The sequence below is a fragment of the Gemmatimonadales bacterium genome (genome assembly GCA_036279355.1).
Classification (GTDB): Bacteria; Gemmatimonadota; Gemmatimonadetes; order Gemmatimonadales; family GWC2-71-9; genus DASQPE01.
On record DASUJH010000019.1, the window covers coordinates 39594 to 62029 of the forward strand.

At 71.5% G+C, this 22436-nt stretch carries 22 protein-coding genes; 16 read left to right on the forward strand and 6 right to left on the reverse strand.

Features of this window, described 5'->3' with window-relative positions:
• The first annotated feature begins 140 nt into the window (after positions 1-140).
• From VFW66_04035 to VFW66_04050, 4 genes are read left to right on the forward strand one after another with little or no spacing between them, the layout of a single operon-like run.
• Entirely contained in the window at positions 141-383 is a 243-nt protein-coding gene (locus VFW66_04035; GenBank protein HEX5385850.1) for a hypothetical protein, read from the forward strand.
• On the forward strand, positions 364-1395 hold the full coding sequence (gene add / locus VFW66_04040; GenBank protein HEX5385851.1) for an adenosine deaminase: 1032 nt from the start codon (positions 364-366) through the stop codon (positions 1393-1395). The genes VFW66_04035 and add overlap by 20 nt, the downstream gene beginning before the upstream one ends.
• On the forward strand, positions 1388-2224 hold the full coding sequence (locus VFW66_04045; protein ID HEX5385852.1) for a purine-nucleoside phosphorylase: 837 nt from the start codon (positions 1388-1390) through the stop codon (positions 2222-2224). Before add ends, VFW66_04045 begins: the two co-directional genes overlap by 8 nt.
• A complete protein-coding gene (locus VFW66_04050) occupies positions 2208-3113 on the forward strand; it encodes a cation diffusion facilitator family transporter (protein ID HEX5385853.1) in 906 nt (301 codons plus the stop codon). The genes VFW66_04045 and VFW66_04050 overlap by 17 nt, the downstream gene beginning before the upstream one ends.
• Here VFW66_04050 and thiD read toward each other — a convergent pair whose 3' ends face one another.
• The gene (thiD, locus tag VFW66_04055) at positions 3114-3929 is read right to left on the reverse strand and encodes a bifunctional hydroxymethylpyrimidine kinase/phosphomethylpyrimidine kinase (protein HEX5385854.1); all 816 of its coding nucleotides are present in this window, start codon (positions 3927-3929) and stop codon (positions 3114-3116) included. It lies immediately after the preceding gene.
• Positions 3930-3986: 57 nt separating this feature from the next.
• Between thiD and VFW66_04060 the strand changes: the two genes are divergently transcribed.
• The 3 genes from VFW66_04060 to VFW66_04070 are packed head-to-tail and all read left to right on the forward strand — an operon-like array spanning position 3987 to position 6806.
• On the forward strand, positions 3987-4760 hold the full coding sequence (locus tag VFW66_04060) for an RNA methyltransferase (GenBank protein ID HEX5385855.1): 774 nt from the start codon (positions 3987-3989) through the stop codon (positions 4758-4760).
• A complete protein-coding gene (locus VFW66_04065; GenBank protein ID HEX5385856.1) occupies positions 4750-5541 on the forward strand; it encodes a prepilin peptidase in 792 nt (263 codons plus the stop codon). Before VFW66_04060 ends, VFW66_04065 begins: the two co-directional genes overlap by 11 nt.
• Positions 5538-6806 carry a hypothetical protein gene (locus VFW66_04070; protein ID HEX5385857.1) on the forward strand — a complete coding sequence of 423 codons (1269 nt, stop codon included), beginning with the start codon at positions 5538-5540 and terminating at the stop codon, positions 6804-6806. Before VFW66_04065 ends, VFW66_04070 begins: the two co-directional genes overlap by 4 nt.
• Here VFW66_04070 and VFW66_04075 read toward each other — a convergent pair.
• Entirely contained in the window at positions 6787-8349 is a 1563-nt protein-coding gene (locus VFW66_04075; protein HEX5385858.1) for a DUF445 family protein, read from the reverse strand. The genes VFW66_04070 and VFW66_04075 overlap by 20 nt on opposite strands.
• A 42-nt stretch (positions 8350-8391) precedes the next feature.
• Here VFW66_04075 and VFW66_04080 point away from each other — a divergent pair, with 42 nt between their 5' ends.
• The 8 genes from VFW66_04080 (at position 8392) to VFW66_04115 (ending at position 17154) form a co-directional block, all read left to right on the forward strand.
• Positions 8392-10578, forward strand: coding sequence for a protein kinase (locus VFW66_04080; protein HEX5385859.1), 2187 nt, complete (start codon positions 8392-8394; stop codon positions 10576-10578).
• Positions 10579-10640: 62 nt separating this feature from the next.
• On the forward strand, positions 10641-11981 hold the full coding sequence (gene ffh, locus VFW66_04085) for a signal recognition particle protein (protein ID HEX5385860.1): 1341 nt from the start codon (positions 10641-10643) through the stop codon (positions 11979-11981).
• Between the two features lie 24 nt (positions 11982-12005).
• A complete protein-coding gene (gene rpsP / locus VFW66_04090; GenBank protein HEX5385861.1) occupies positions 12006-12269 on the forward strand; it encodes a 30S ribosomal protein S16 in 264 nt (87 codons plus the stop codon).
• Between the two features lie 37 nt (positions 12270-12306).
• Positions 12307-12840, forward strand: coding sequence for a ribosome maturation factor RimM (rimM, locus tag VFW66_04095; protein ID HEX5385862.1), 534 nt, complete (start codon positions 12307-12309; stop codon positions 12838-12840).
• Between the two features lie 22 nt (positions 12841-12862).
• Positions 12863-13555 carry a tRNA (guanosine(37)-N1)-methyltransferase TrmD gene (gene trmD, locus VFW66_04100; GenBank protein ID HEX5385863.1) on the forward strand — a complete coding sequence of 231 codons (693 nt, stop codon included), beginning with the start codon at positions 12863-12865 and terminating at the stop codon, positions 13553-13555.
• A gap of 31 nt (positions 13556-13586) precedes the next feature.
• Positions 13587-13934 carry a 50S ribosomal protein L19 gene (gene rplS / locus VFW66_04105; protein HEX5385864.1) on the forward strand — a complete coding sequence of 116 codons (348 nt, stop codon included), beginning with the start codon at positions 13587-13589 and terminating at the stop codon, positions 13932-13934.
• A gap of 16 nt (positions 13935-13950) precedes the next feature.
• On the forward strand, positions 13951-14580 hold the full coding sequence (locus VFW66_04110) for a ribonuclease HII (protein ID HEX5385865.1): 630 nt from the start codon (positions 13951-13953) through the stop codon (positions 14578-14580).
• A gap of 18 nt (positions 14581-14598) precedes the next feature.
• Positions 14599-17154 (forward strand): M1 family aminopeptidase, encoded by a 2556-nt coding sequence (locus VFW66_04115; GenBank protein ID HEX5385866.1) that lies wholly within the window; start codon positions 14599-14601, stop codon positions 17152-17154.
• A gap of 11 nt (positions 17155-17165) precedes the next feature.
• Here the strand turns inward: VFW66_04115 and VFW66_04120 are convergent, their stop codons facing one another.
• The 4 genes from VFW66_04120 to VFW66_04135 are packed head-to-tail and all read right to left on the reverse strand — an operon-like array spanning position 17166 to position 20102.
• Entirely contained in the window at positions 17166-17972 is an 807-nt protein-coding gene (locus tag VFW66_04120) for a dienelactone hydrolase family protein (protein ID HEX5385867.1), read from the reverse strand.
• Positions 17963-18673, reverse strand: a complete 711-nt coding sequence (bioD, locus tag VFW66_04125; protein HEX5385868.1) for a dethiobiotin synthase — start codon at positions 18671-18673, stop codon at positions 17963-17965. The genes VFW66_04120 and bioD overlap by 10 nt, the downstream gene beginning before the upstream one ends.
• Positions 18673-19659 (reverse strand): biotin synthase BioB, encoded by a 987-nt coding sequence (gene bioB, locus VFW66_04130; protein ID HEX5385869.1) that lies wholly within the window; start codon positions 19657-19659, stop codon positions 18673-18675. The genes bioD and bioB overlap by 1 nt, the downstream gene beginning before the upstream one ends.
• 38 nt (positions 19660-19697) lie before the next feature.
• A complete protein-coding gene (locus tag VFW66_04135; GenBank protein HEX5385870.1) occupies positions 19698-20102 on the reverse strand; it encodes a hypothetical protein in 405 nt (134 codons plus the stop codon).
• A gap of 123 nt (positions 20103-20225) precedes the next feature.
• Between VFW66_04135 and VFW66_04140 the strand changes: the two genes are divergently transcribed.
• Positions 20226-22421 (forward strand): BTAD domain-containing putative transcriptional regulator, encoded by a 2196-nt coding sequence (locus tag VFW66_04140; protein ID HEX5385871.1) that lies wholly within the window; start codon positions 20226-20228, stop codon positions 22419-22421.
• Positions 22422-22436 lie beyond the last annotated feature (15 nt).

Sequence of the window (22436 nt, forward strand, 5' to 3'; positions counted from 1 at the left end):
CATATATGCGGGCGTGGGGGGTGGCGCAAGGAGGAGCGTCGCCCGACCGGCGGCCAAAGGAGATCGCCCACACGGATCAGTCGATGTTTGCGCTCTCAATGGCTGCCCGCCCGCGGCTGCCCGCCCGCATATATTTGGCCATGCTTCATGACAGCATGCGGGTGTATGTGAACGAGCGGCCGCTCGAGATGCCGCCCGGGGCTGACGTGCGGGCGGCGGTGCGCACGGCCGACGCCGCGCTCGCGGACGCGGTCGAGGCGGGGCGCGCCCGCGTGAGCGACGGGCGCGGCATCGACGTCGCGCTCGACGCACCGCTCGCCGCCGGCAGCATTCTCCGCGTCGTCCTCTCCGCCCGTCGCGCCGATGCCGACGCTCACGCGTGAGTTGGTCGCTCGGCTGCCCAAAGCCGAGCTGCACGTGCATCTCGACGGCTCGCTCCGGCCCGAGACGATGCTCGAGCTCGCGCGGAAGGCGCGGGTGACGCTTCCGGCGAGCGATCCCGAGGCGCTCCGGCGGTTCATGGTGGTGAACGACGGACGCGATCTCGAGGACTACTTGCGCCGCTTCGACCTCACCGTGGCGCTCCTGCAGACACCGGAAGCGATCGAGCGGGTCGCCTACGAGATGGTGGAGGAGGCGGCGGCCGACAACGTCCGTTACCTGGAGGTGCGCTACTGCCCGGCGCTGAGCCGCGGGCAAGGGCTTTCACTCGACGACGTCACCGCCGCCGAGATGCGCGGCCTCGCGCGCGGGGAGCGGGATTTCGGCGTCGTGGCCCGCGCGATCCACTGCTCGCTGCGCCACTTCTCGCCGGAGGTCTCGGACGAGATCGCGCAGCACGCCGCTGGATGGCACGGCCGCGGGGTCGTGGGCTTCGACCTCGCGGGCGGCGAGGCGGGGCGGCCGCCGGAGCCGCACCAGCAAGCCTTCGAGTTCGCGATCGAAGGCGGCCTCGGCATCACCTGCCATGCGGGCGAGGCGGCGGGCGCGGAGTCGCTCTGGGAAGCGATCCACATCTGCCACGCCAACCGGCTCGGCCACGGCACGCGGCTGTGCGAGGATCCCGATCTGCAGGACTGGGTGCGCGACCGGCGCATCCTCCTCGAGATCAACATCACGAGCAACGTGCAGACCCATGTGGTCGATCGCGCCGAATGGCACCCGGTACGCCGCTACTTCGACGAGGGGCTCGCGGTCTCGCTTTCGAGCGACAACTGGCTCATCAGCGGCGTTCGCCTGAGCGACGAGTACTGGCTCGCGCACACCGCGCTCGGGTTCACCCGTCCCGAGATCGATCGCATGATTCTCGACGGGTTCGCCGCGTCGTTCCTGCCGTGGCCCGAGCGCGCGGTGCTGCTCGAGCGCGCGCGGGACGAGCTGGCGTCGCTTGGGTGAGAGCGCGGCGCCGGCCGGCGCTCCGGTCGCGCTGCATTCCGCGGCCGATGCGATTCGCCGTCGACTCGATCCGCTCGCGCCATCGATCGCCATCGTGCTTGGCTCCGGACTCGGCGGCGTGGCGGAACGGATCGCGGGGGCAATCCGGATTCCGTTCGCCGGCGTGCCGGGCCTCCCGCCGGCCACTGTCGCCGGGCACGCGGGCGAATTCATCGCCGGGAATCTCGCGGGGCGGGCGGTGCTGGCGCAGCGCGGGCGCACTCACCTCTATGAAGGAAGCGCCGCCATGGCCCTGCCGCCGCGGCTCTTTGCGGCGCTCGGCATCGGAGTCATGGTCGTCACGAACGCCGCAGGCGGCATCCGGCCCGGATTTGCGAGCGGCACGCTCATGCTCATCGCCGATCACCTGAACCTGAGCTTTCGCAATCCGCTGCTCGGCGCCGTCTGGTCGGGCGAGGCGCGGTTTCCCGACATGTCCGATCCCTACGATGCCGATCTCCGGAACAGCGCGCGCCGCATCGCGTGCGAGCGGGCGATCGCGCTCGAGGAGGGCGTGTACGCCGGCGTGCTGGGCCCGAGCTACGAGACGCCCGCCGAAATCCGGATGTTGGCGCGGCTCGGCGCCGACGCGGTCGGGATGTCGACGGTGGCCGAGGTGATCGCCGCGCGCGCAGCGGGGCTCCGGTGCCTCGGCCTCAGCGTCGTGACCAACCGCGCGGCGGGCCTCGGCGCCGGCATCACGTCGCACACCGAGGTCGTGGACGCCGCCGGGCGCGCGGGTGCCACGCTCGGTGCGCTGCTGGAGGCCGTGGTTGCCGAAATCGCGTGAGCCCGCGCGGCGCGGGATTCTGTCCGCGCAGGTCGGGTTGCTGGTCAATACCGCGCTCGCGGCCATCAAGATCGTGGCCGGCATCGCCGGGCGCTCGCAAGCACTCATTGCCGACGGGATCGAGTCCACGGCCGACGTCTTCTCGTCGATGGTCGTCTGGAGCGGACTGCGCATCGCTTCCCGCTCGGCCGACGAGGAATATCCCTTCGGCTACGGGAAGGCCGAGGCGCTGGCCGCCGCCGTCGTCGGGCTGCTGCTGCTCGCTGCCGCGCTCGCCATCGCGGTCGAGTCTATTCGCCAGATCATGATTCCGCACCTCACGCCGAGGCCGTTCACCCTCGGAGTGCTGGTGGGCGTGATGCTGGTGAAGGAGGTGCTCTTCCGCCGCGTGCTCCGGGTGGGCGCGGACGTGGGCAGCACGGCGGTGCAGGCCGACGCCTGGCACCACCGGAGCGACGTCATCACCTCCGGCGCGGCGTTCATCGGCATCAGCATCGCGCTCATCGGCGGCCCCGGGTGGGAGTCGGCCGACGACTGGGCCGCGCTCGTCGCCTCGACCATCATCGCCTACAACGGGATCGGCGTGCTGCGTCCAGCGGTACACGATCTGATGGACCGCGCGCCGGGCGAAGAGATGCTCGCGCGGGTGCGCCACGCCGCGACGGCGGTGGGGGGCGTCCGCGCCATCGAGAAGCTCAAGGTGCGCAAGGCCGGCCTGGGCTACTGGGTGGACCTGCACGTGCAAGCCGATCCGGGCATGCCGCTCGAGGACGCGCACGTGCTGAGCGGAATGGTGAAGTCCGCGATCCGCGACGCGGTGCCCGAGGTCTCGGGCGCGCTCATCCACATGGAGCCGTTCGAGGGAGAGGGCAGCGGCGCCGGCGAGTAGCTACTGTTCAGCCGGCCCGGCGCTGCGCGGTGTGCGCGGAGGCACGGTGTGGTCGAGCGGCGTTGCCCCGGAGCCGAGTCCCGGCGCAGAGGCGATGGCGCGGCGGACAAAGTCGAGGCCGTCGGCCACTGCGGTCTCGAGATCGCGGCCGAGCGCGAGGCCGGCGGTGATCGCGGCGGAGAGCGTGCAGCCGGTGCCGTGGAGCGGGCGCCTGCCGTGGCGCGGCGCGGTGAAGCGACGGACGCCGGTGCTCGTCACCAGCACGTCGGTGACCACGTCGCCGGCGAGGTGGCCGCCCTTGACGAGCGCGGCACGCGCGCCAAGGGCGAGGAGGTCGGCGCCGGCTCGTTCCATCGCGGCAACGTCCTCCACCGCGTGGCCGGTCAGCGCCGCGGCCTCGTCGAGGTTGGGGGTGACGAGCGCGGCGAGCGGCAGCAGCTCGTCGCGCAACGTGTGCGCGGCCTCGGCGGTGAGCAGCGCGTGGCCCGAGGTGGACACCATCACCGGGTCCACGACGAGCGGCCGCCAGCCGTTCGCGCGCACTGCGGCGGCCACGAGCCGCACGAGCCCTGCCTCGGCAAGCATGCCCGTCTTGAGGGCATCGGGCGGGAGGTCGCCGGCGAGCGCATCGAGCTGCGCGGAGACCATTGTGTCCGGCACCGGCTGGGCCGCGAGTACACCGCGGGTGTTCTGCGCCGTGAGCGCCACGACGACCGACGTGCCGAACACACCGAACTGATGAAAGGTCTTGAGGTCCGCCTGGATTCCCGCGCCGCCTCCGGAATCGGAGCCGGCGATGGTGAGCGCGATTTTCACGCGGCCCCGAGCGGCGGGGCGCTCGCGACGGACGAGTTCCGGGGGACGACGCGCGGCATGCCTCACTCCTTGCAGACGGTGATTCGCGACCTGCACCGGCGCCGCGGGCGCGAGCGGCGCGGGCTCACGCTGGCGGAGGGTGTGCGCCTCATCGAGGATGCGCTCTCGGCGGGCATCGCGATTCGCGGTGCCGCCGTGTCGCCTGCTCTCGAAGCTACCACCCGCGGGCGCGCGCTCAAGACGGCGCTCGAGCGCGACGCGGTGCGGCTCGAAGCGGTGACGGACCGGGAGCTCGCCGCGCTGGCCGACACCGATTCACCCCAGGGTGTCGTCGCGCTGATCGAGCCGCGGCGCTGGACGTGGAGCGATGTGCGCCTCGAGCGCGGAGCCATAGTGGCGGCGCTCGCCGGCGTGCAGGACCCCGGAAACGTGGGCACGATTCTGCGCACCGCGCTCGGGCTCGGCGCCGCGGCCGTCGTGGCGCTCGAAGGAACGGCCGAATTGCACAACCCGAAGGTGGTGCGCGGCAGCATGGGCGCGCTCTTCCGGCTCCCGGCTGTCGCGGCCCGTAGCGACGAGTTCCTCGCATGGGCGGCCGAGCACGGGGTTACGCTCTGGGCCGCGGCGGCTGACGGCGAGCCCGTGGCGCGCAGCGCGGCGCCCGCGGGCCCGCTCGCGCTGGTGGTGGGCAACGAGGGCGCGGGTATTGCTCCGGCGCTCGCCGAGCGTGCCGCCCGGCGCGTCGCCGTGCCGCTCGCGCCGGGCGCCGAATCGCTCAACGTGGCGGTGGCGACCGGCATTCTCCTGCATGAGGTGACGCGTGGCCGATGAGCTGGTGGGGCTCGGACCTCTCGTCGTGATCTTCGCCGCTCTCTTCGGCGCGATGTTCGGCAGCTTTCTCAATGTGTGCATTCTGCGGCTCCCCGCCGACCAATCGGTGGTGCGCCCGCCGTCGCGCTGCCCGAGTTGCGGCAAAGGCGTCGCGTGGTACGACAATGTTCCGGTGCTCTCCTGGCTCGCGCTCCGGGGACGCTGCCGCCACTGCGGCGCGCCGATCTCGATGCAGTATCCCCTGGTCGAGCTTGCGACGGCGGCGCTCTGGGCGCTCGCGTTCTGGCGTCTGGGCCCGACGCTCGAAGCGCTTCGCGCCGCGGTCTTCGGCACCATCCTGCTCGGCATCGCGATGACCGACGCGCGCGAGTACATCATCCCCGACGAATTCACCTGGGGCGGACTCGCCATCGGACTTCTCTTCAGCCTCGCCGGCGGGCTCGCCGGGTTGGGCCATGCCGTGCTCGGCGCGGCGGTCGGGTTCGGGTTGCTCTGGGCATTCGGTGCGCTCGGCACCTGGATGCTCAAGCAGGACGCGATGGGGGGCGGCGACGTGAAGATGATGGCGATGGTAGGCGCGTTCCTCGGTTGGCAGGGCGTGCCGGTGACGGTGTTCCTCGGCGCGCTGATCGGCAGTCTCATCTACGCGCCGCTCGCGCTGTTCGGGCGGAAGCGGCTCGTGCCGTTCGGCGTCTTTCTCGCACTCGGCGCGGCGGCGACGTACGTCGCGGGGCCGGCGATCTACGCCTGGTACATGGGGGCGCTCTGGGGGCCCGCATGAGCGCGGGCACGCGCGGGTCGGCTGCCGTTGCCTGCGCGGCCTCCCTGGCAGTTGCCTGCGCCGCGCTCGTGAGCGCCACCGCCTGCCGCGGCGAACCGGTGCAGCGCCCCGGCGACGTCGCCATCAGCCGACTGGTCGACAGCCTCAAGGCGCCGGTGGAGCGCGCCGCCGGGCTCCGATTCAAGTCCACGCCGCGCTCCGCCATGCGAAGCAAGGCGCAGGTGCACGACTATCTCGTGCGCAAGCTCCACGAGGAGCTGCCGCCCGAGCGAATGCACGGGGTCGAGTCGACGTATCGGCTCTTCGGCCTGCTGCCCGACACGCTCGAGCTCGAGCCCTTGCTGGTGAACCTCTACACCGAGCAGGTCGCCGGCTACTACGACCCGGACTCCACAACGTTCTTCGGCGTCGCCGGCAGTGACCCGACGCAGCTCCGACTCGTGCTCGCCCACGAGATGGTGCACGCGCTGCAGGGGCAGTACCTCCCGCTCGATTCGATCCTGCACGCGGGCCGCAGCAACGACCGCATGTCCGCCGCGCAGGCCGTGCTCGAGGGGCAGGCGACGCTGGTCTCGATCCGCGTGCTCTCGCCCGACATGGACGTGACGGCGCTGCCCGGCTTCTGGGAAACCTATCGCTCGCAGGTGGCGCAGCAGCAGACGGCGATGCCGGTCTTCGCCCGCGCGCCGCTCATCGTGCGCGAGACGCTGCTCTTTCCCTATCTCGACGGCGCGGAGTTCATGCAGTGGTGGGGGACGTCGGCGCTCAAGGACACGGTGCCGTTCGGTCCGCGCATGCCGCTCTCGACCGAGCAGATCATGCACCCCGATCGCTATCTCGCCGCCGACCGGCCGGTCGAGCTCAACTTCACCTCGGGTCCGAAGCCCACGTACGAGGACGGGCTTGGCGAGGTCGAGATCCGGGTGCTCGAGGCCCGGCTCGGGGGCGCCGATACGCTCATCGGCGGCGGCGACGCGATCGGCTGGGGCGGCGATCGATATCGGCTCTACGACACGCCGGCGGGGCCGGCGCTCGTGTGGTACGCCGTGTGGGACGATGCCGGCGCGGCCGACCGCTTTGCCCGCGGCCCCGCGGCGCGCCTCGCAGCCAATCCGCGGCGGGGCTATCGGGCCGCCGCCGATCGCCTCGACGTGAGCGGAAGGCCCGGCGTGCGCCTGATCGTCGCGCCGGCGGCGTGGAGCGGCTGGGCCGACCCGCCGCGCGCCGGCATCGCATCCGGCGGCGCTACCGCACGGCCAGGTTGACGAGAAAGGCGAAGAGCCCCACGATGCCGCCCAGCACGTAACCGAGCTGCACGATGAGGTCCAGCTCGCGCTGGGTCACGGTACGCACGATCTCCTCCATCCGCTCGGTCGAGAAGCCGAGCACCTTCTGCTCCACCATCTCGTGCACGTCGAGCTGCTCCACGATCCTCGGCACCTGCTGCTGCACGCCTTCCCACGCGGCGTCGGCCACCGCGCGGCGGAGCGCGCGTCCCGTATCCGCCTCGAGCCACGCTTCACCCTGGCCGAGGGGCCGGTCGAGCAGATGGTCGGCGATCTGGCGCACCGCGCGCACGACCGACGCCTGGCCCTCGGCGCCCGCGAGCGCTTCGCCCATGAGCCCTGCCACCTGCGCCGGCGGCACCACGCCCAGCAGCTCACCCCAGGTCCGCCCCTCCGCGGCGTCGAGCACCCGGCCGAGGGTGCGCGCGATGACGGCGCGCGTCGCAGGCTCGCGGGTGACGCGTACGATCCAGTCGCCCACGGTCGCGGCCAGCGCATCGCGGCGCGCGGGGCTCATGGCGCGGAGCCGCTCGCCGAGCGGGCGCCGGAGGAAGCGCACCACGGCCTCGTTCACCGCGCGGCTCACGTGCGCCTTCATCGCCGGATCGGACACGGCGAGCGCGAACCGGTCGAAGCCGTCGCGCTCGAAGCCGTCGACCAGCCGCTCGATCGTGCGGTCGGTCACGACGAGCCGCGCGAGCAGCCGCTCGTGCAGCAGCAGGTCGCGCACGGCCTGATCGAAGGCGTCGCGCAGCGCGTCCTCGACCAGTTGCCGCGCCCCGGGATCGGCGAGCAGCGCGCCGAGCCGCTCGAGTGCGACCGGGAGATAGTCGCTGATCGCCTGCTCCACCGCGTCCACCACGCCGGGCGGGAGACGGTCGAGCAGCGGGCGGTTGTCAGCCGCGAGATGGTCGAGCCGATCGCGAACGAAGTGACGGAGCGCCGCCTCCAGCTCCTCGCCCTCGGTGAGCTGCGCCACCCAGCCATCCACCGCGTCGCGCAGCGCGGCGCGGCGCGGCTCGGTGAGCGCGGCGCCGATCGGCTTGCCGTCGAGGTCGGCGCGGAGGCGGGTGAGCCAGTTCGTCGCCAGCGTCTCGAACCCGGGCGATGCGGCGTAGCGCGCGAGTGCGGATGCGAACCGCGGTGCCATCTCATCCGTGGTCTCGTCCAGGGAGCGCACCAGCGCCGGGCTCAATCGCGCGCGGAGCGGCCCGCCCTCGCGCGCCAGCATGTCGCCCAAGATTCCATCGAGCGCGCCCGCAAAGGTCTCCCGCGCGGCGGGCGTCGAGAGCCGGCCGGTCAGGTCCTCCGCCGTGAGCAGCCGGTCGCCCACCGTGCGGCCGATCGCCTTGGCCAGGCGTGCCTTGTTCTTGGGAATTGCGCCCTGGATCACGAACGGCCCGATGCCCCGCCGCTCGTACGGATGGAAGAGCATCCAGATCGCCACGGCGTTGGTGATGCCGCCCGACAGGATCCCGCCGCCGATCGTAAAGACGGCGGAGAGCAGGGTCTGGTGGTCCATGGGGGAGAAGGGTAGCCGAAGCGTTTCCCCGTCGGTATCCTTGTGATTCCTCCGGCGGATCACCTCGTGGACGCGCTCTCGGATCAGCTTCGCGGTACGCTCGCCGGTCGCTATGCGATCGAGCGCGAGCTCGGCCGTGGCGGCATGGCCACGGTCTATCTCGCGCGCGATCTCAAGCACAGCCGGCCGGTCGCGCTCAAGGTGCTGCACCCGCACCTCGCCGCGAACGTCGGGTCGGACCGCTTCCTGCGCGAAATCGAGATTGCCGCCCGGTTGAGCCACCCGCACATCCTGACGCTCATCGATTCGGGCGCAGCCGGCGCCCTTCTCTACTACGTCATGCCCTACGTCGAGGGCGAATCGCTTCGCAGCCGGCTCGAACGTGAGCCGCGCGTGCCGCTCGCCGAGGCGCTCGCAATCATCCGGCAGGTGGCGGGCGCGCTGGCCTACGCCCACGCCCGCGGCGTCGTCCATCGCGACATCAAGCCGGAGAACGTGATGCTGCACGAGGGCGGCGCCATCGTCACCGACTTCGGCATCGCGAAGGCGCTGAGCGCGGGCGCCGCGGAGAGCCTCACCCAGACCGGCACCGCGCTCGGCACGCCGGCGTACATGAGCCCCGAGCAGGCCGCGGGCGAATCGGAGCTGGACGGGCGGAGCGACGTGTACAGCCTGGGATGCATGGTGTTCGAGATGCTGGCGGGAGCGCCCCCGTTCACCGGCCCCACCGCGCAGGCGGTGATGGTCCGGCGGATTACCGATTCGGCGCCGTCCATTCGCACGGCGTGGGCCTCGGCGCCCGCGGAAATCGATCGCGCAGTGAGCCGAGCGCTGGCGCGGGAGCCGGCGGCGCGCTTCGCCACGACGCTGGAGTTCGCCCAGGCACTCGCGGCGGCGCCCGAGCGGCCGCGTTCGACGCCCACGGTGCTCACGGCGCACACCGCCGGCCCGCGATCCATCGCCGTGCTTCCGTTCGCGGACATGAGTCCCCAGAAGGATCAGGACTACTTCTGCGAGGGGATCGCGGAGGAGATCATCAACGCGCTCACCAAGATCCAGGCGCTCCGGGTGGCGTCGCGGTCATCCGCCTTCGCGTTCAAGGGCAAGAATCAGGACATCCGGCAGGTGGGCGAGCAGCTCGGTGCCGGAAGCGTGCTCGAGGGGAGCGTGCGCAAGGCGGGCAACCGGATCCGGATCACCGCGCAGCTCATCAATGTGAGCGACGGTTATCACCTCTGGTCCGAGCGCTACGACCGCGAGCTGGAGGACGTATTCGCCGTGCAGGACGAGATTGCGGAGAACATCGTGCGCGCGCTTCGCATCGTGCTCACCGAAGACGAGAAGCGCGCCATCGAAAATCCGCGCACCGAAAACGTTCAGGCGTACGACTACTACCTGCGCGGCCGGCAGTTCTTCCACCAGTTCCGCGAGAAGGGCATTCAGTTCGCCCGCCGCATGTTCGCCCGCGCGATCGAGATCGATCCGCAGTTCGTGCTGGCCTATGCCGGCACCGCCGACTGCAGCTCGTTTCTCTACATGTACTGGGACGCGAGCGCGGCGAATCTGGAGCAGGCCAACGCGGCGAGCCGCCAAGCGCTCGAGCTGGACCCCGGAGTGGCCGCGGCCCACGCATCGCGGGGGCTGGCGCTCACCCTGAGCAAGCGGTTCGATGAGGCGCAGCAGGAGTTCGAGACGGCCATCCGGCTCGATCCGCGGCTCTTCGAGAGCTACTACTTCTACGCCCGCGCCTGCTTTCAGCAGGGCCGCCTCGACGAAGCGGCGCACTGGTTCACCCGCGCTGGCGACGTCCGGCCGGAGGATTATCAGACGCGAAGCCTGCTAGCGGCCACCTACAGCGGGATGGGCCGGGAGACGGAGGCGAACCAGGCGCGCCGCGAGTCGGTGCGCATCATCGAACAGCATCTCGAGCTCAATCCCGATGACGCGCGCGCCCTGTACTTCGGCGCGATCGATCTCGCGGCCCTCGGCGAGCGAGGCCGCGCCCTCGACTGGGCCAATCGCGCGCTGGCCCTCGACCCGGAAGACTCCGGCGTGCTGTACAACGTCGGCTGCGTGTACGCCAAGCTCGACCGCAACGACGAGGCGCTCGACTGCCTGGAGCGCGCGGTGCAGAATGGGTTTGGGCATCGCGAGTGGATCGAGAATGACAGCGATCTGGCGGGGTTGAAAGGGGAGGGGCGGTTCCAGGCTTTGTTGTCGAAGTTGTAAGGCCTTACCGCCTACCTGCTCGCCTTGCTCCAACCCTCACCCCTGATTACTTTTGCGGGCTTATGTTCGACCAGCTGTCCGCGAACCTGAACGCCACGCTGCGCAGCCTCACCGGCCGCGGCGTCCTGACCGAAGATGCGGTGCGCGAAGCTCTTCGCGAAATCCGCCGCGTGCTCCTCGAAGCGGACGTGAGCTTCGACCTCACGCGCCAGTTCTTGGAGCGCGTACAGGAGCGGGCGGTCGGCGTCGCGGCGCTCAAGCAGGTCAATCCCGGCCACCAGGTCGTGAAGATTGTGTACGACGAGCTGGTGGCGTTGCTCGGCGAGCGGCAGGCGCCGCTCACCTTCGCGTCGGTGCCGCCCACGGTCATGCTGATCGTCGGCCTGCAAGGCTCCGGCAAGACGACGACGGCCGGCAAGCTCGCGCGCCGGCTCAAGGCCGAGCAGAAGGCGCCGTTCCTCGTCGCGGCGGACGTCTATCGCCCTGCCGCCGCCGACCAGCTCGCCACGTTGGCGGGACAGGTCGACGTGGGTGTGCACACGGAGCCCGGCGCGAAAGAGAAGGACGTCGTCAATCTGGTGAAGCGCGGCATCGAGGCTGCCGGCCGCGCCCGTGCCCGCACGGTCCTGGTGGACACCGCGGGCCGCCTGCAGATCGACGACGAAATGATGGACGAGCTCAAGCGGCTCAAGGCGGCGGTGGCGCCCCAGGAAATCCTGCTCGTCGCCGACGGGATGACCGGCCAGGACGCGGTGCGCATCGCCCAGGGTTTTCACGACGCCCTCGGGATCACCGGCGTCATCCTGACCAAGATGGACGGCGACGCCCGCGGCGGCGCCGCGCTTTCCATCTACGGGGTGACCAACGCGCCGATCAAGTACGTGGGCGTGGGCGAGAAGCTCGATGCGCTCGAGCCGTTCTACCCCGACCGCATGGCCGGCCGCATCCTCCAGCAGGGGGACATCCTCTCGCTGGTGGAAAAGGCGCAGGTCACGGTTGACGAGAAGGAAGCCGAGCGGCTCGCGAAAAAGGTGCGCTCGAAGAAGGGCCTCGATCTCGAGGACTTCCTCGGCGCCATGCGCCAGATGCAGAAGATGGGGCCGCTCAAGAACGTGCTCGGCATGCTGCCGGGTGTGAACCCGGCCATGCTGCAAGCGGCCAAGATCGACGACAAGAAGCTCAAGCACGTCGAAGCCATCGTGCTCTCGATGACGCCTAGGGAGCGCACCGATCCCGACGTGCTGAACGGCCAGCGCCGGCTCCGCATCGCCAAGGGCTCAGGCCGCACGGTGCAGGAAGTGAATCAACTGCTGGCGCAGTTCAAGCAGATGCAGAAATTCATGAAGACGGCGGGGAAGACCGGGGGCATGCGCATGCCGTTCGGACGAGGATTCCCCGGCTAACCCGCGACCCAAGAGACACGAACCATGGCCACCCGCATCCGCCTGCGCCGCATCGGCCGCACCAAGCTGCCCCTCTACCGCATCGTCGTGGCCGACAAGCAGTCGCCCCGCGACGGGCGCTTCATCGCGGTGCTCGGCACCTACAACCCGAAGGGGCGCACCGCGGCGGACAAGGTGCAGGTCGACATCGAGAAGGCGCGGAACTGGCTGGCCCGGGGTGCCACGGCCACCGACACGGTGGAGTCGCTCCTCAAGGCCGCGGGGGTGATTCCGCCGACCGCGGTGTGAGCGGTCCGGCGCCCGGCACGACGCCCCACTCGGCGCCGTGACCGACGCGGCGCCGCCGCTCGTCGCGGTGGGGCGGCTCAGGAAGCCGCACGGGCTCAAGGGCGAGATGACGCTCTTTCCGCTCACCGATGATCCGGCCATGGTGCTCGCCGCCGGACGCACGGTGTGGGTCATCGATCTCGAGGGGCGCACGGTCGGCGGGCCGCTCGAGATCGAACGCAGCCGGAGCTACCACCGCGCGTGGCTGCTCAAGTTTCGCGGCGTGGACGAGCGCGATGCGCTGGACCCATGGCGAGATCGCTTTCTCGGCGCCCCGGCCGCCGAGCTGGCGCCGCCGGCCGACGGCGAGGTGTACCTCCACGAGCTCGAGGGCTTTGCCGTGAAGCTCGCCGACGGCACGCCGCTCGGCCTCGTGAGCGGCGTGTACGACCTGCCGGCCGGCGTGATGCTCGAGGTGCAGGGGCCGGAGCGCGAGTTCCTGCTGCCGTTCAAGCGGGAATTCGTGCGCGAGGTGGATCGCGCGGGGCGCCGCCTCGTGGTGGCGCTGCCGGACGGGTTGCTCGACCTCTGACCCTAGGCCGCGTGCCGCTGCCGTGCTGACGATCGACGTGGTGACGCTGTTTCCCGAGACGATCGCGCCGTTCGTCTCGACCAGCATCCCGGCGCGGGCGGCGGCGGCCGGGCTGGTGCGGTTCCGCCTGGTGCAGCTCCGGGATTTCGCCCGCGACCGGCATCGCACCGTGGACGACGCGCCGTACGGCGGCGGCGCCGGCATGGTGATGAAGCCCGAGCCGTTCTTCGAGGCGGTGGAGACGTTGAGGCCCACGGGGCACGTCGTCCTCCTCTCCGCCCGCGGCCGGCGGTTCGGCCACGACGACGCGGTGCGGTTCTCGCTCGGCGAGCGGCTCACGCTCCTGTGCGGGCACTACAAGGACGTGGACCAGCGCGTGGCCGGCGGGCTCGCCACCGACGAGATCTCGGTTGGCGACTTCGTGCTCTCGGGCGGCGAGCCGGCGGCGCTCTGCGTGCTCGATGCGGTGGTGCGGCTGCTGCCGGGCGCGCTGGGCGATCACGAGTCCGCGAGCGGCGACTCGCACTACGACGGGCTCCTGAGCCCGCCGAGCTACACCCGGCCTCCCGAATATCGGGGGCTCGCCGTGCCCGAGGTGCTTCGCTCGGGCGACCATGCCGAAATCGCCGCGTGGCGCGAGGCCGAAGCTGAACGATTGACGCGGGAACGCCGCCCGGATCTGTGGGCGCGGTACGAAGAAGGGCAGTCATCCTGAGGCAGCGCCCGACGGCGCGGAGGGTAATGCGATGGAGCGATTGGCAGAGGCGGCCCGCACGGGCCTCCGATCGGACATCCCCCCGTTCGAGCCGGGCGACACGATCCGCGTGATGGTGCGCGTGCGCGAGGGCGACAAGGAGCGGATTCAGGCCTTCGAGGGTCTCGTGATCGCGCGGCGCGGCGGTGGCATCAGTGAGAATTTCACGGTGCGAAAGGTGTCGGCCGGCGTCGGCGTCGAGCGCATCTTCCCGCTGCACAGCCCGACGATCGCCGCCGTCGAGGTGGTGCGCCGCGGCCGGGTGCGCCGCGCCAAGCTCTACTATCTCAGGGCGCTGAGTGGCAAGGCCGCGCGCATCCGGGAGAAGCGCGAAGGCTGAGCCCCGGAGCCCCGCGATGGCGCCCCTGGTTCCCACGCTCGCCCGCGAAGCGGCGGCGTGGGCCCAGGGACAGCTCCTCGTCGGGGTGGATGAAGTCGGCCGCGGCCCGCTGGCGGGACCGGTGGTGGCCGCGGCCGTGGTGTTTCCGGCCGGCTGCCCGTGCATCGAGGGGCTCCGCGACAGCAAGACGCTTCCTGCCAATGCCCGCCAAACACTCGCCGCCGCCATCCGCGCCGCGGCGCTCGCTATCGGGCTCGGTGCCGCGTCGGCCGCGGAAATCGACCGGCTCAACATTCGCATCGCCTCCGCCGTCGCGATGCGGCGCGCGCTCGGCCGGGTCTTGCCACGGGTCGGTACCGCGTGCGTACTTATCGATGGGCTTCCGCTTCCCGAGCTCGGCCTCACGCACGACGCGCTGGTGGACGGTGACGCGCTCTGCCACTCGGTCGCGGCGGCGGGCGTCGTCGCCAAGACGGTGCGCGACGCACTCATGCACCGCCTCGCCGTTCGGCACCCGGGCTACGGGTGGGAGACCAACGTGGGCTACGGAACCGACGCGCACCACGCCGGATTGGCTGCGCTCGGCGCCACGCCCCATCACCGCCGCAGCTTTGCGCCCGTGGCGCAGCTTTTCCTCACGCTCTGATTCGCTGATCGGCCGCCGATGCAATTGCGTTCGTCTCTCGCCGTCTTGATCGCTCCGGGTCTCTTCGCCGCCGTCCTTGCCGCACCGCTTGCAGCGCAGACCAACGCCGACCTGATCCGCGGCGGCCGCTATGGCCGCGCGCACGACTACGATCTCGTACATCAGCGGATTGAGCTGCGCAACTTTTCCTGGGACTCGCTATCGTTCGATGGGCGGGTGACCACCACGCTGGTCGCGCGCCGCGCGGCGATGCGCGCGGTGGCTCTCGACGCCGGCGCGCTGCTCGACGTGCGCCGCGTGACCGACGCCCGCGGCCGCCGGCTCGCCATGACGCATACGGCCGATACGCTGCGGATCACGCTCCCCCGCGCCGCGCATCGCGGGGACACGCTGCGCTTCACCGTCGCCTATCACGGCCGAGTGAAGAACGGCCAGGGGCTCACGTTCATTCCGGCCGACGGGCGTCCGCACCGCCCCGAGCAGCTCTGGAGCATGGGCGAGACCGACGGCAACCACCGCTGGTTTCCCACGTACGACTTTCCCGACGATAAGGCCACCTGGGAGCTGGTCGCCACCGTGCCGGAATCGCTCACGGCGGTCTCCAACGGCCGGCTCGCGAGCGACCGGCCCGGCGCCGGCGGCACCCGCACGTTCACCTGGGCGCAGGAGCGGCCGGCGTCCACCTACCTCGTGTCGCTCGTGGTGGCGCCGCTCGTCCGCCTCACCGGCCGCTGGCACGACGTTCCGCTCGACTACTTCGTGTATCCCGACGACAGCGCGCGCGCCCGGCGCCTCTTCGCCATCACGCCCGACGTGATGGACGTGTACGCCCGTCTCACCGGCGTGCCGTACCCGTGGGCCAAGTACGCGCAGACCACGGTCGCCGACTTCTTCGGCGGCATGGAAAACGTGAGCGCCACCACGCTGGTCGACTGGCTGCCGGATTCACGGGCGTACGTCGACCGGCCCTGGTATCAGCGCGTGCTCATTCCGCACGAGCTGGCGCACCAGTGGTTCGGCGACCTCGTCACCCTTTCGAACTGGGCCAACATGTGGCTCAACGAGGGCTTCGCCGAGTTCATGCCGGGGCAGTTTTGGCGGGTGAAAGAGGGGCAGCACGCGGCCGACGACTACTATCTCGAGGAATACAGCCGCTACCTCGCGCTCGACGCGCGCCGCGCGATGCCGCTCGCGTCGATGGGCTCGAACAACATCTATCCCAAGGGCGCACTCGTGCTCCGCATGCTGGAGCGCACGCTGGGTGAGCAGCAGTTCTGGAAGTCGATCCATCTCTATCTCACCCGGCACGCCTACGGCAACGCCGCGAGCGACGATCTCCGGCGCGCCATCCTCGATGCCACCGGCCAGGATCTGAACTGGTTCTTCGACCAGTGGGTCTATCAGGCGGGTTATCCGGAGTTCACGGTTCGCTCGACCTACGACAGCGCGGCGCGCGCGCTCACGCTGTCGATCACGCAGACGCAGCGCGATTCGCTCGCGGCCGACAGCACCGGGCTTCGCTTCACCGTGCCCCGGGTGTTCCGCGGCCGCATCGCGATCCGGGTGGGCCAGGGTGACGCGGCGAGCGGTGGGGCCGGGGACGTGGTCCGAGAAGTCGAGCTCACCGCGCGCGAGCAGAGTGTCACGATCGACAGCCTCGCGGGCCCGCCCACCATGGTCGTGTTCGACGACGGCAACCGCATGCTCAAGACGCTCGACTTCGAGCAGCCCACCGCGTGGCTCGCCACCCAGCTCGCGCGCGACCCGGACCTCTGGAACCGCGCGTGGGTCATCGGCCGCCTCGCCGAGCGCACCGACGATGCGGGAGCGGCGGCGGCGCTCGCCCGCGCCGCGCGCGCGAGTGACTTCGACCTCACCCGCGCGCAAGCCGCCCAGGCGCTGGCGAGCTTCCCGGCGGCGGAGGCCGGGCCCCCGCTCGTGGCAGCCGCGGCCGACACCTCGGCCCGCGTGCGCCAGGCCGCCGTCTCGGCGCTCGCGGCCAACGTGAGCGGAGGCGGCGGCACGGGCGGCGCTGGGGTCACGGCCACCGCCGTCGCCGATGGCGATACCGCCGGTGCCCCGTCCGCCGAGTCGCGTACCCGCGCGCTCGGCGTTGCCCGCGCCGCCTGGACCGCCGACTCGAGCGACCAGGTGCGTGCCGCTGCCCTCCTCGCCATCGTCGCGCTCGACTCGGCCGGCGCGCGCGCGGCGGTGCTCGAAGGGCTCCGCACGCCGTCGTACCGCGACGCCATCCAGACCGCAGCGATCGTCGCTGCGGCGCGCTCCGCCGATCCATCGCTGGTTCGGGCGCTCGCCGACCGCGCCGGCGACCAGCAGCTCGTCACCGCCGCGCTCGCCGCCATGGCCGCCGGCGGCGACTCCGTAGCGCTCGACCAGCTCGCCAGCGAACTGGACGACGATCGCCCATGGGTGCGCCGGTGGGCGCTCGAAGTATTTCGCGGGGAGTTCGGGCGGACGGTCGGGCGGGCCCGGCTCCAGGCCGTGGCCGACGGGCTCAAGCACGCCGACGCCCGAACCGGGGCGGCGGCGGTCGTGCAGGGGCTGGGGCACTGACCGTCGGCGGGCTAGCGCCCGTGCGAAAATCTCATATTCAAGAATCCCCGCACCGCCTGCCAGTATCCCTCCTGGCCGCTGGTGCGCTTCCAGAGCGCGCTGGATCCGTGACGCCCCGGCGAGTCGGGCAGGTACCTGCGCCGGAGGGACGGCGAAATCGCCGCGTAGATCTCCCTCCAGTCGCCTTCCTCCGAGCGCGCCGAGGTGATGAGCACCGGCACCACGATGTGCTTGGCGGCGTCGGCCACGTAGTGCGGCTCGCCCGGCGGATCGGTGAAGTATTCGCCGGGCGAGAACGCCACCACGCCGTTCACGAGCCACGGCTTGGTCCCCGCGAGCCGCAGTACCAGCGACGCCGAGTACGAGCTGCCCCACGCGACGAGCGCACCGTGCGCCCAGTGCCGGCGCGCGTATCGCACGCCCGCCTCGATGTCCTGCGCCGCGTCGAGCATATCGTGCGGCCGGCCTGCGGCCTCCGCGCGGCGCGCCGTCTCGTTGACGACGCCCTCGACCGCATCACCGGCTCGTGCGTCCACGGCCATGCAGTTGAAGCCCATCTCGACCAGCCGGGGTGCGATTTCGCGGTACTCGCCGCGACTCCACTCCGCCTGGTGGAAGAGCACGATGAACGGCGCCGTCGGCGGGTGCGGCGCGTAGAGATCGGCGGTGATGGGGAGGCTGTCCGCCGATGGGAAGGTGATGGTCTGAAGCGCCGGCGGGTCCTGAGCCCGCGCGGATGGCGCTGCGGCGAGCGCCGCGAGGCACGTGAGCGCGGCGCCCGTGCGGACGAGCCGGGCGGGCGCGCGCGTCAGAGCCACGACACGACCTCGCCGAACCACTCGGCCGCCGCCGCCGGATCGTCCACCCGCGGCACCGCGCGCACCCGGTCGATACCCGAGAGGCGCATGATCGCGGCCGCGTTGCCGCCGGTCGACGCGTCGGGCGCCGCCGGTGCGCTCAGCACGACGCCCGCCACGCGCACGCCGGCCAGGTCGAGCGCGCTCAGGGTGAGCAACGTGTGATTGATCGTGCCGAGTCGATCGCTCGCGATGACGAGGGCGGAAGCATCGAGCGTGCGTGCCAGGTCCACGGCGGTCCAGTCCCAGGCCATCGGACTCAAGAGACCGCCCGCGCCCTCGACCAGCAGCACGTCCGCGTCGCCGGCCGCTGCCTCGATCTCCGCCGCGATCTGGTCGAGCTCCAGCGTCCCGGCGGCTTCGCTTGGGTTACCCGACTCGAGATCCGCCGCCGCCGCCGGCGCGATCGCAGCGCGGAACCGCCGGAGCGCGCGGCGCGGCGCGGCCTGGCCGGTTGCCGCCGCGAGGCGCTCGCCGTCTTCGCCCGCCGCCGGCTCCGCGCCGCTGTCGCCGCAGCCGCTCTCCACCGGCTTCACCGCGATGACGCGCCGCCCAACGGCCCGGAGCGCGTGCGCCAGCGCGCATCCCGCCCAGGTCTTGCCGACGCCGGTGTCCGTGCCGGTGACGAGCACGGTCGTGCGCCCCGGCGAAGGCGCACCCATTATGCCTCGGCCGGCACCAGCTCGGCCACGCGGAAGCCGAGGTCCGCGATCATCTTCATGTCGGCTTCGTAGCCCGCGCCCGGCGTCGTGAGGTAGCCGTTCACGAACATCGAGTTGGCGGGATAGAGCGCGAGCGGTTGCAGGTGGCGGAGGTTCACCTCGCGCCCGCCGGCCACGCGGATGTCGCGGCTCGGATTGACGAATCGCATCATCGCGAGCGCGCGGAGACAATCCTGCGGCGAGAGCCGCGGCGCCTCGCCGAGCGGCGTGCCGGGGCGCGGGTCGAGGAAGTTGACGGGAATCGATTCCACCTCGAGCGCGCGCAGCTCGAGCGCGAGCGCCACGCGGTCCTCCAGCGACTCGCCCATGCCCATGATCCCGCCGCAGCACGCTTCCATTCCCGCGGCCCGTGCGCGGCGCACCGTAGCCACCCGCTCGTCGAACCCGTGGGTACCGCAGATCTCCGGAAAAAACCGGCGCGACGCCTCGAGGTTGTGGTTGAACCGGGTAACGCCCGCCGCGGCGAGCTGCTCGGCCTGGCCCTCCTTGAGCAGCCCGAGCGAGGTGCAGACGTTGATGTTGAGCTCCGCCTTGATCTGCCGCACCGCGGCGCAGATCACGTCCAGCTCGCGCTGCGACGGCCCGCGCGTGCTCGTCACCATGCAGTACTTCACGGCCCCCATCCGCGCCGCCTCACGCGCGCCCGCCACCAGCTCCTCGGCCGATTGCAACGCGTACCGCCCCACGTTCGCATGGTGCGCCACCGACTGGCTGCAGAACGCGCAATCCTCGGGGCAGAGCCCGCTCTTGGCGTTCCTGAGCACGTGGATGCGCACGTCGCGGCCGTGATAGCGGGCGCGCACCCGGAACGCCGCGTCGAGCACCCCGAGCAGCTCGTCGTCCGGCGAGCGCAGGACGGCGAGCGCCTCGCCGCCGGTGGCCGGGCGGCCGTCGAGCGCGCGCTCGGCCAGTTCGTGCCAGTTCATCGGCGGGTCACCCGGTGCGTGGGCGGGATGGCGCGGCCCTACTTGGATGTTTGCGGGGGATGGTGCAGAAAGATCTGCTGCACCACCCTGAGCCGGTCGGTGACCTCGAGCGGCGTGAGGTCGTACACCTCGTCGTCGGCGCCCATCAATGCCTTCATCTCGCTTTCGTGGGCACCTAACGTCATCTCGGTCTTCTTGATGAGCCGGATCTCGTTCATGTGCGATACGGGCACGGTGGCGAGGGAGTCGGGCCGGGAGACCTGGAGCGAATCGTCGGCGAGGCGCACGAGCCGCACGTCCCAGAGGATGCGCCCATCGTCCATGGTCACCTGCCACCGTTCCGCGTCGGTGTAGGACTGGGCGTGGCAGGGGGCGGCGGCGGCGACGGCGAGCGCGACGAGAAGGCTTGAAGGGCGGACAATATCCATGACAATGGCGCGCATGATAAGGCGATCTTGAGTTTCCGGGGAGGCCTTCCCACGTTTGGGGAGGCAGCGATACGACGCAATATGACGCCCCCGCGTGCTGCGCGCGAGCGGCGCAGGTGCGAACGGAAGGGGGATGCCATGGCCCTCTTCGAGACACGGTCGCGAGCCGATCTCGAGCTCATCTGCTTCGGGCCGCCCACGGCCTGCCTGGCCGGAGCTCCCGCGCCGGCCGAGGTGCTGTGGCGCAAGCATCTCGCACTCCTCATCTACCTGGCGCTCTCGCCCACTCGCACCCGGACGCGCCAGCACCTGCTCGGGCTCCTCTGGCCCGAAAAACCCGAGCCGCAGGCCAAGCATTCATTGAACGAGGCGGTGCGCCGCCTCCGCGCCTGCCTTGGCGCCGACCGGCTCGTGTCCGTGGGCGAGTCGCTCACGCTGAGCGACGCCGGCCTTTGCGTGGACGCGCTGCGCTTCGGAGCCGCGGCGGCGAGCGATCCAGCGCAGGCGGTATCGCTCGTGACCGGCGACTTTCTCGAGGGTTTCGCGCTTGGCGACTCCTCGCCGTTCGACGACTGGGCGACGGCCGAGCGCGCCCGCTACCGGAGCCGCGCGGCGGCGATCCTCGTGGGCGCCGGAGAGCGCTGTCTGATCCAGGCGCAGTTCGGCGAGGCGACGGAGATGGCGCGCCGCGCCCTCGCGGCGGAACCGTACAGCGAGCCGGCGGCGCGACTGCTCATCCGTGCTTCCGCGCTCGCGGGTGATGCGGCGGGCGCGCTCGCGGCCTTTCATGAATTTCGGCGGGGCCTGGCGGACGAATTGAGCGAAATCCCAAGCCGCGAGCTGCTCGCCCTGGCTGAACGGGTGCGCGGCGGTCGCTGGCGGCACCAGGTCGTGCGCCACGCCGACAGCCGACCGCCCCTCATCATGCGCGAGCGCGTCTATCGGCTTGCCTTCGACACGGTGGCGGCCGGCCTGGCGGCTGGCCCGCGCACCCTCGTGATCACGGCGGACGGCGGCCTGGGCCGCACCCGACTCATGGCCGAGTGCGCCGACCGGCTCGCGCTCGATGGCGCGGTGGTGATCTCGGCGCAGGCACTCCGCACCGGCTACGACGCGGCATGGAGCACGCTCAGAGGCCTCATGCGGAGCGGCCTCGCGCGCGCCCCGGGTGTGGCTGCGACCGATCCGGATGCGATCGCCGTGCTGGCGGCGCTGGTCCCTGAGCTCGGCGAGCGCACGGAGCCCCGCGCCCCGCGCGACGCGGCCGAGGTCGCGCACGCGCTCGCGTCACTCGTTCGAGCGGTCGGCGAAGAGGCGCCGCTCGGCATCGCCCTCGACGACGCGCACTTCGCAGACGGGCCGAGTCTCGGCGCGCTGCACGGTGCGCTGGCGGCGCTCGATGCGGTGCCTGTCGTGCTCATCGTGTCCGCATTGCACGCGGCCGAGGCGGCGCCGCCCGAGCTGCTCGCCCTGCGCGCCGCGGCGGGCGGGAGCCTGCCGGGGATCGCGGTGCAGCTCGAGGCGTGGCGGCCGGACGAGCTCCGGGAGCTGGTCGGATCGTTGTCGCCCTGGTGCCGTGATGCCGCCGAGGCCGACCGCCTTGCGCGGCGCGTCGTGTTCGAGGCGTCGGGCAGTCCCTTTCTCGCGGTGACGCTGCTGCGCGGTCTCGACGAAGTTACCGCGCTTCGCGCGGACGCACTGGAGTGGCCGCCGCCGGACGCCACGTTCGATGCGCCGCTCCCGATCAGCGTCCCCAACCTCGCCCGCATGGCGATCGTCGCGCGGGTCGTGCAGCTCGCGCCGGACGACCGGAACCTCGTGGCTGCCGCCAGCGCGCTCGGATCAACGATCGACCTCGAGCTGCTGGCGCAGGTGAGCGGTGTCATGCCGCGTGCGATGGACGCGGCACTGCCCCGGATGGAGCGGCTCGACGTGTTGCGCTTCGACGGGGAGCGCTACGCCTTCACGGCGCCGCTCGTCGCCCAGGTGATCCGCACCGAGTTTCTCACCCGCGGCCAGCAATGGTTGCTCCGGCAGCAGGCGGCCGAGGCGCTCGCCTCGCGCGAAGACCTCGAATCGCGGGTTCTCAGGGTGGAGCTTCTCGCCGGCTGCCGCGCGGGAACGCCCGAGCTTGTCCGCGAGGCCGCGACCCTCACTGCGGTCGCGCTCGAGGCGGGTGCGCTTCGGGCGGCGCGACGCGCGTTGGCGGCCGCCGAACGGCTGGCCCGCGGCTCGGCCCCGGAGCCCGAAGCGATGGCCGCAACTCGTCGCGACATCGCGCAACTCAAGACCCGACTCAAGATGACGCGCCCGTCCGGCGGGGCGGGTGCCTGAGCCACCCGCCCCGTG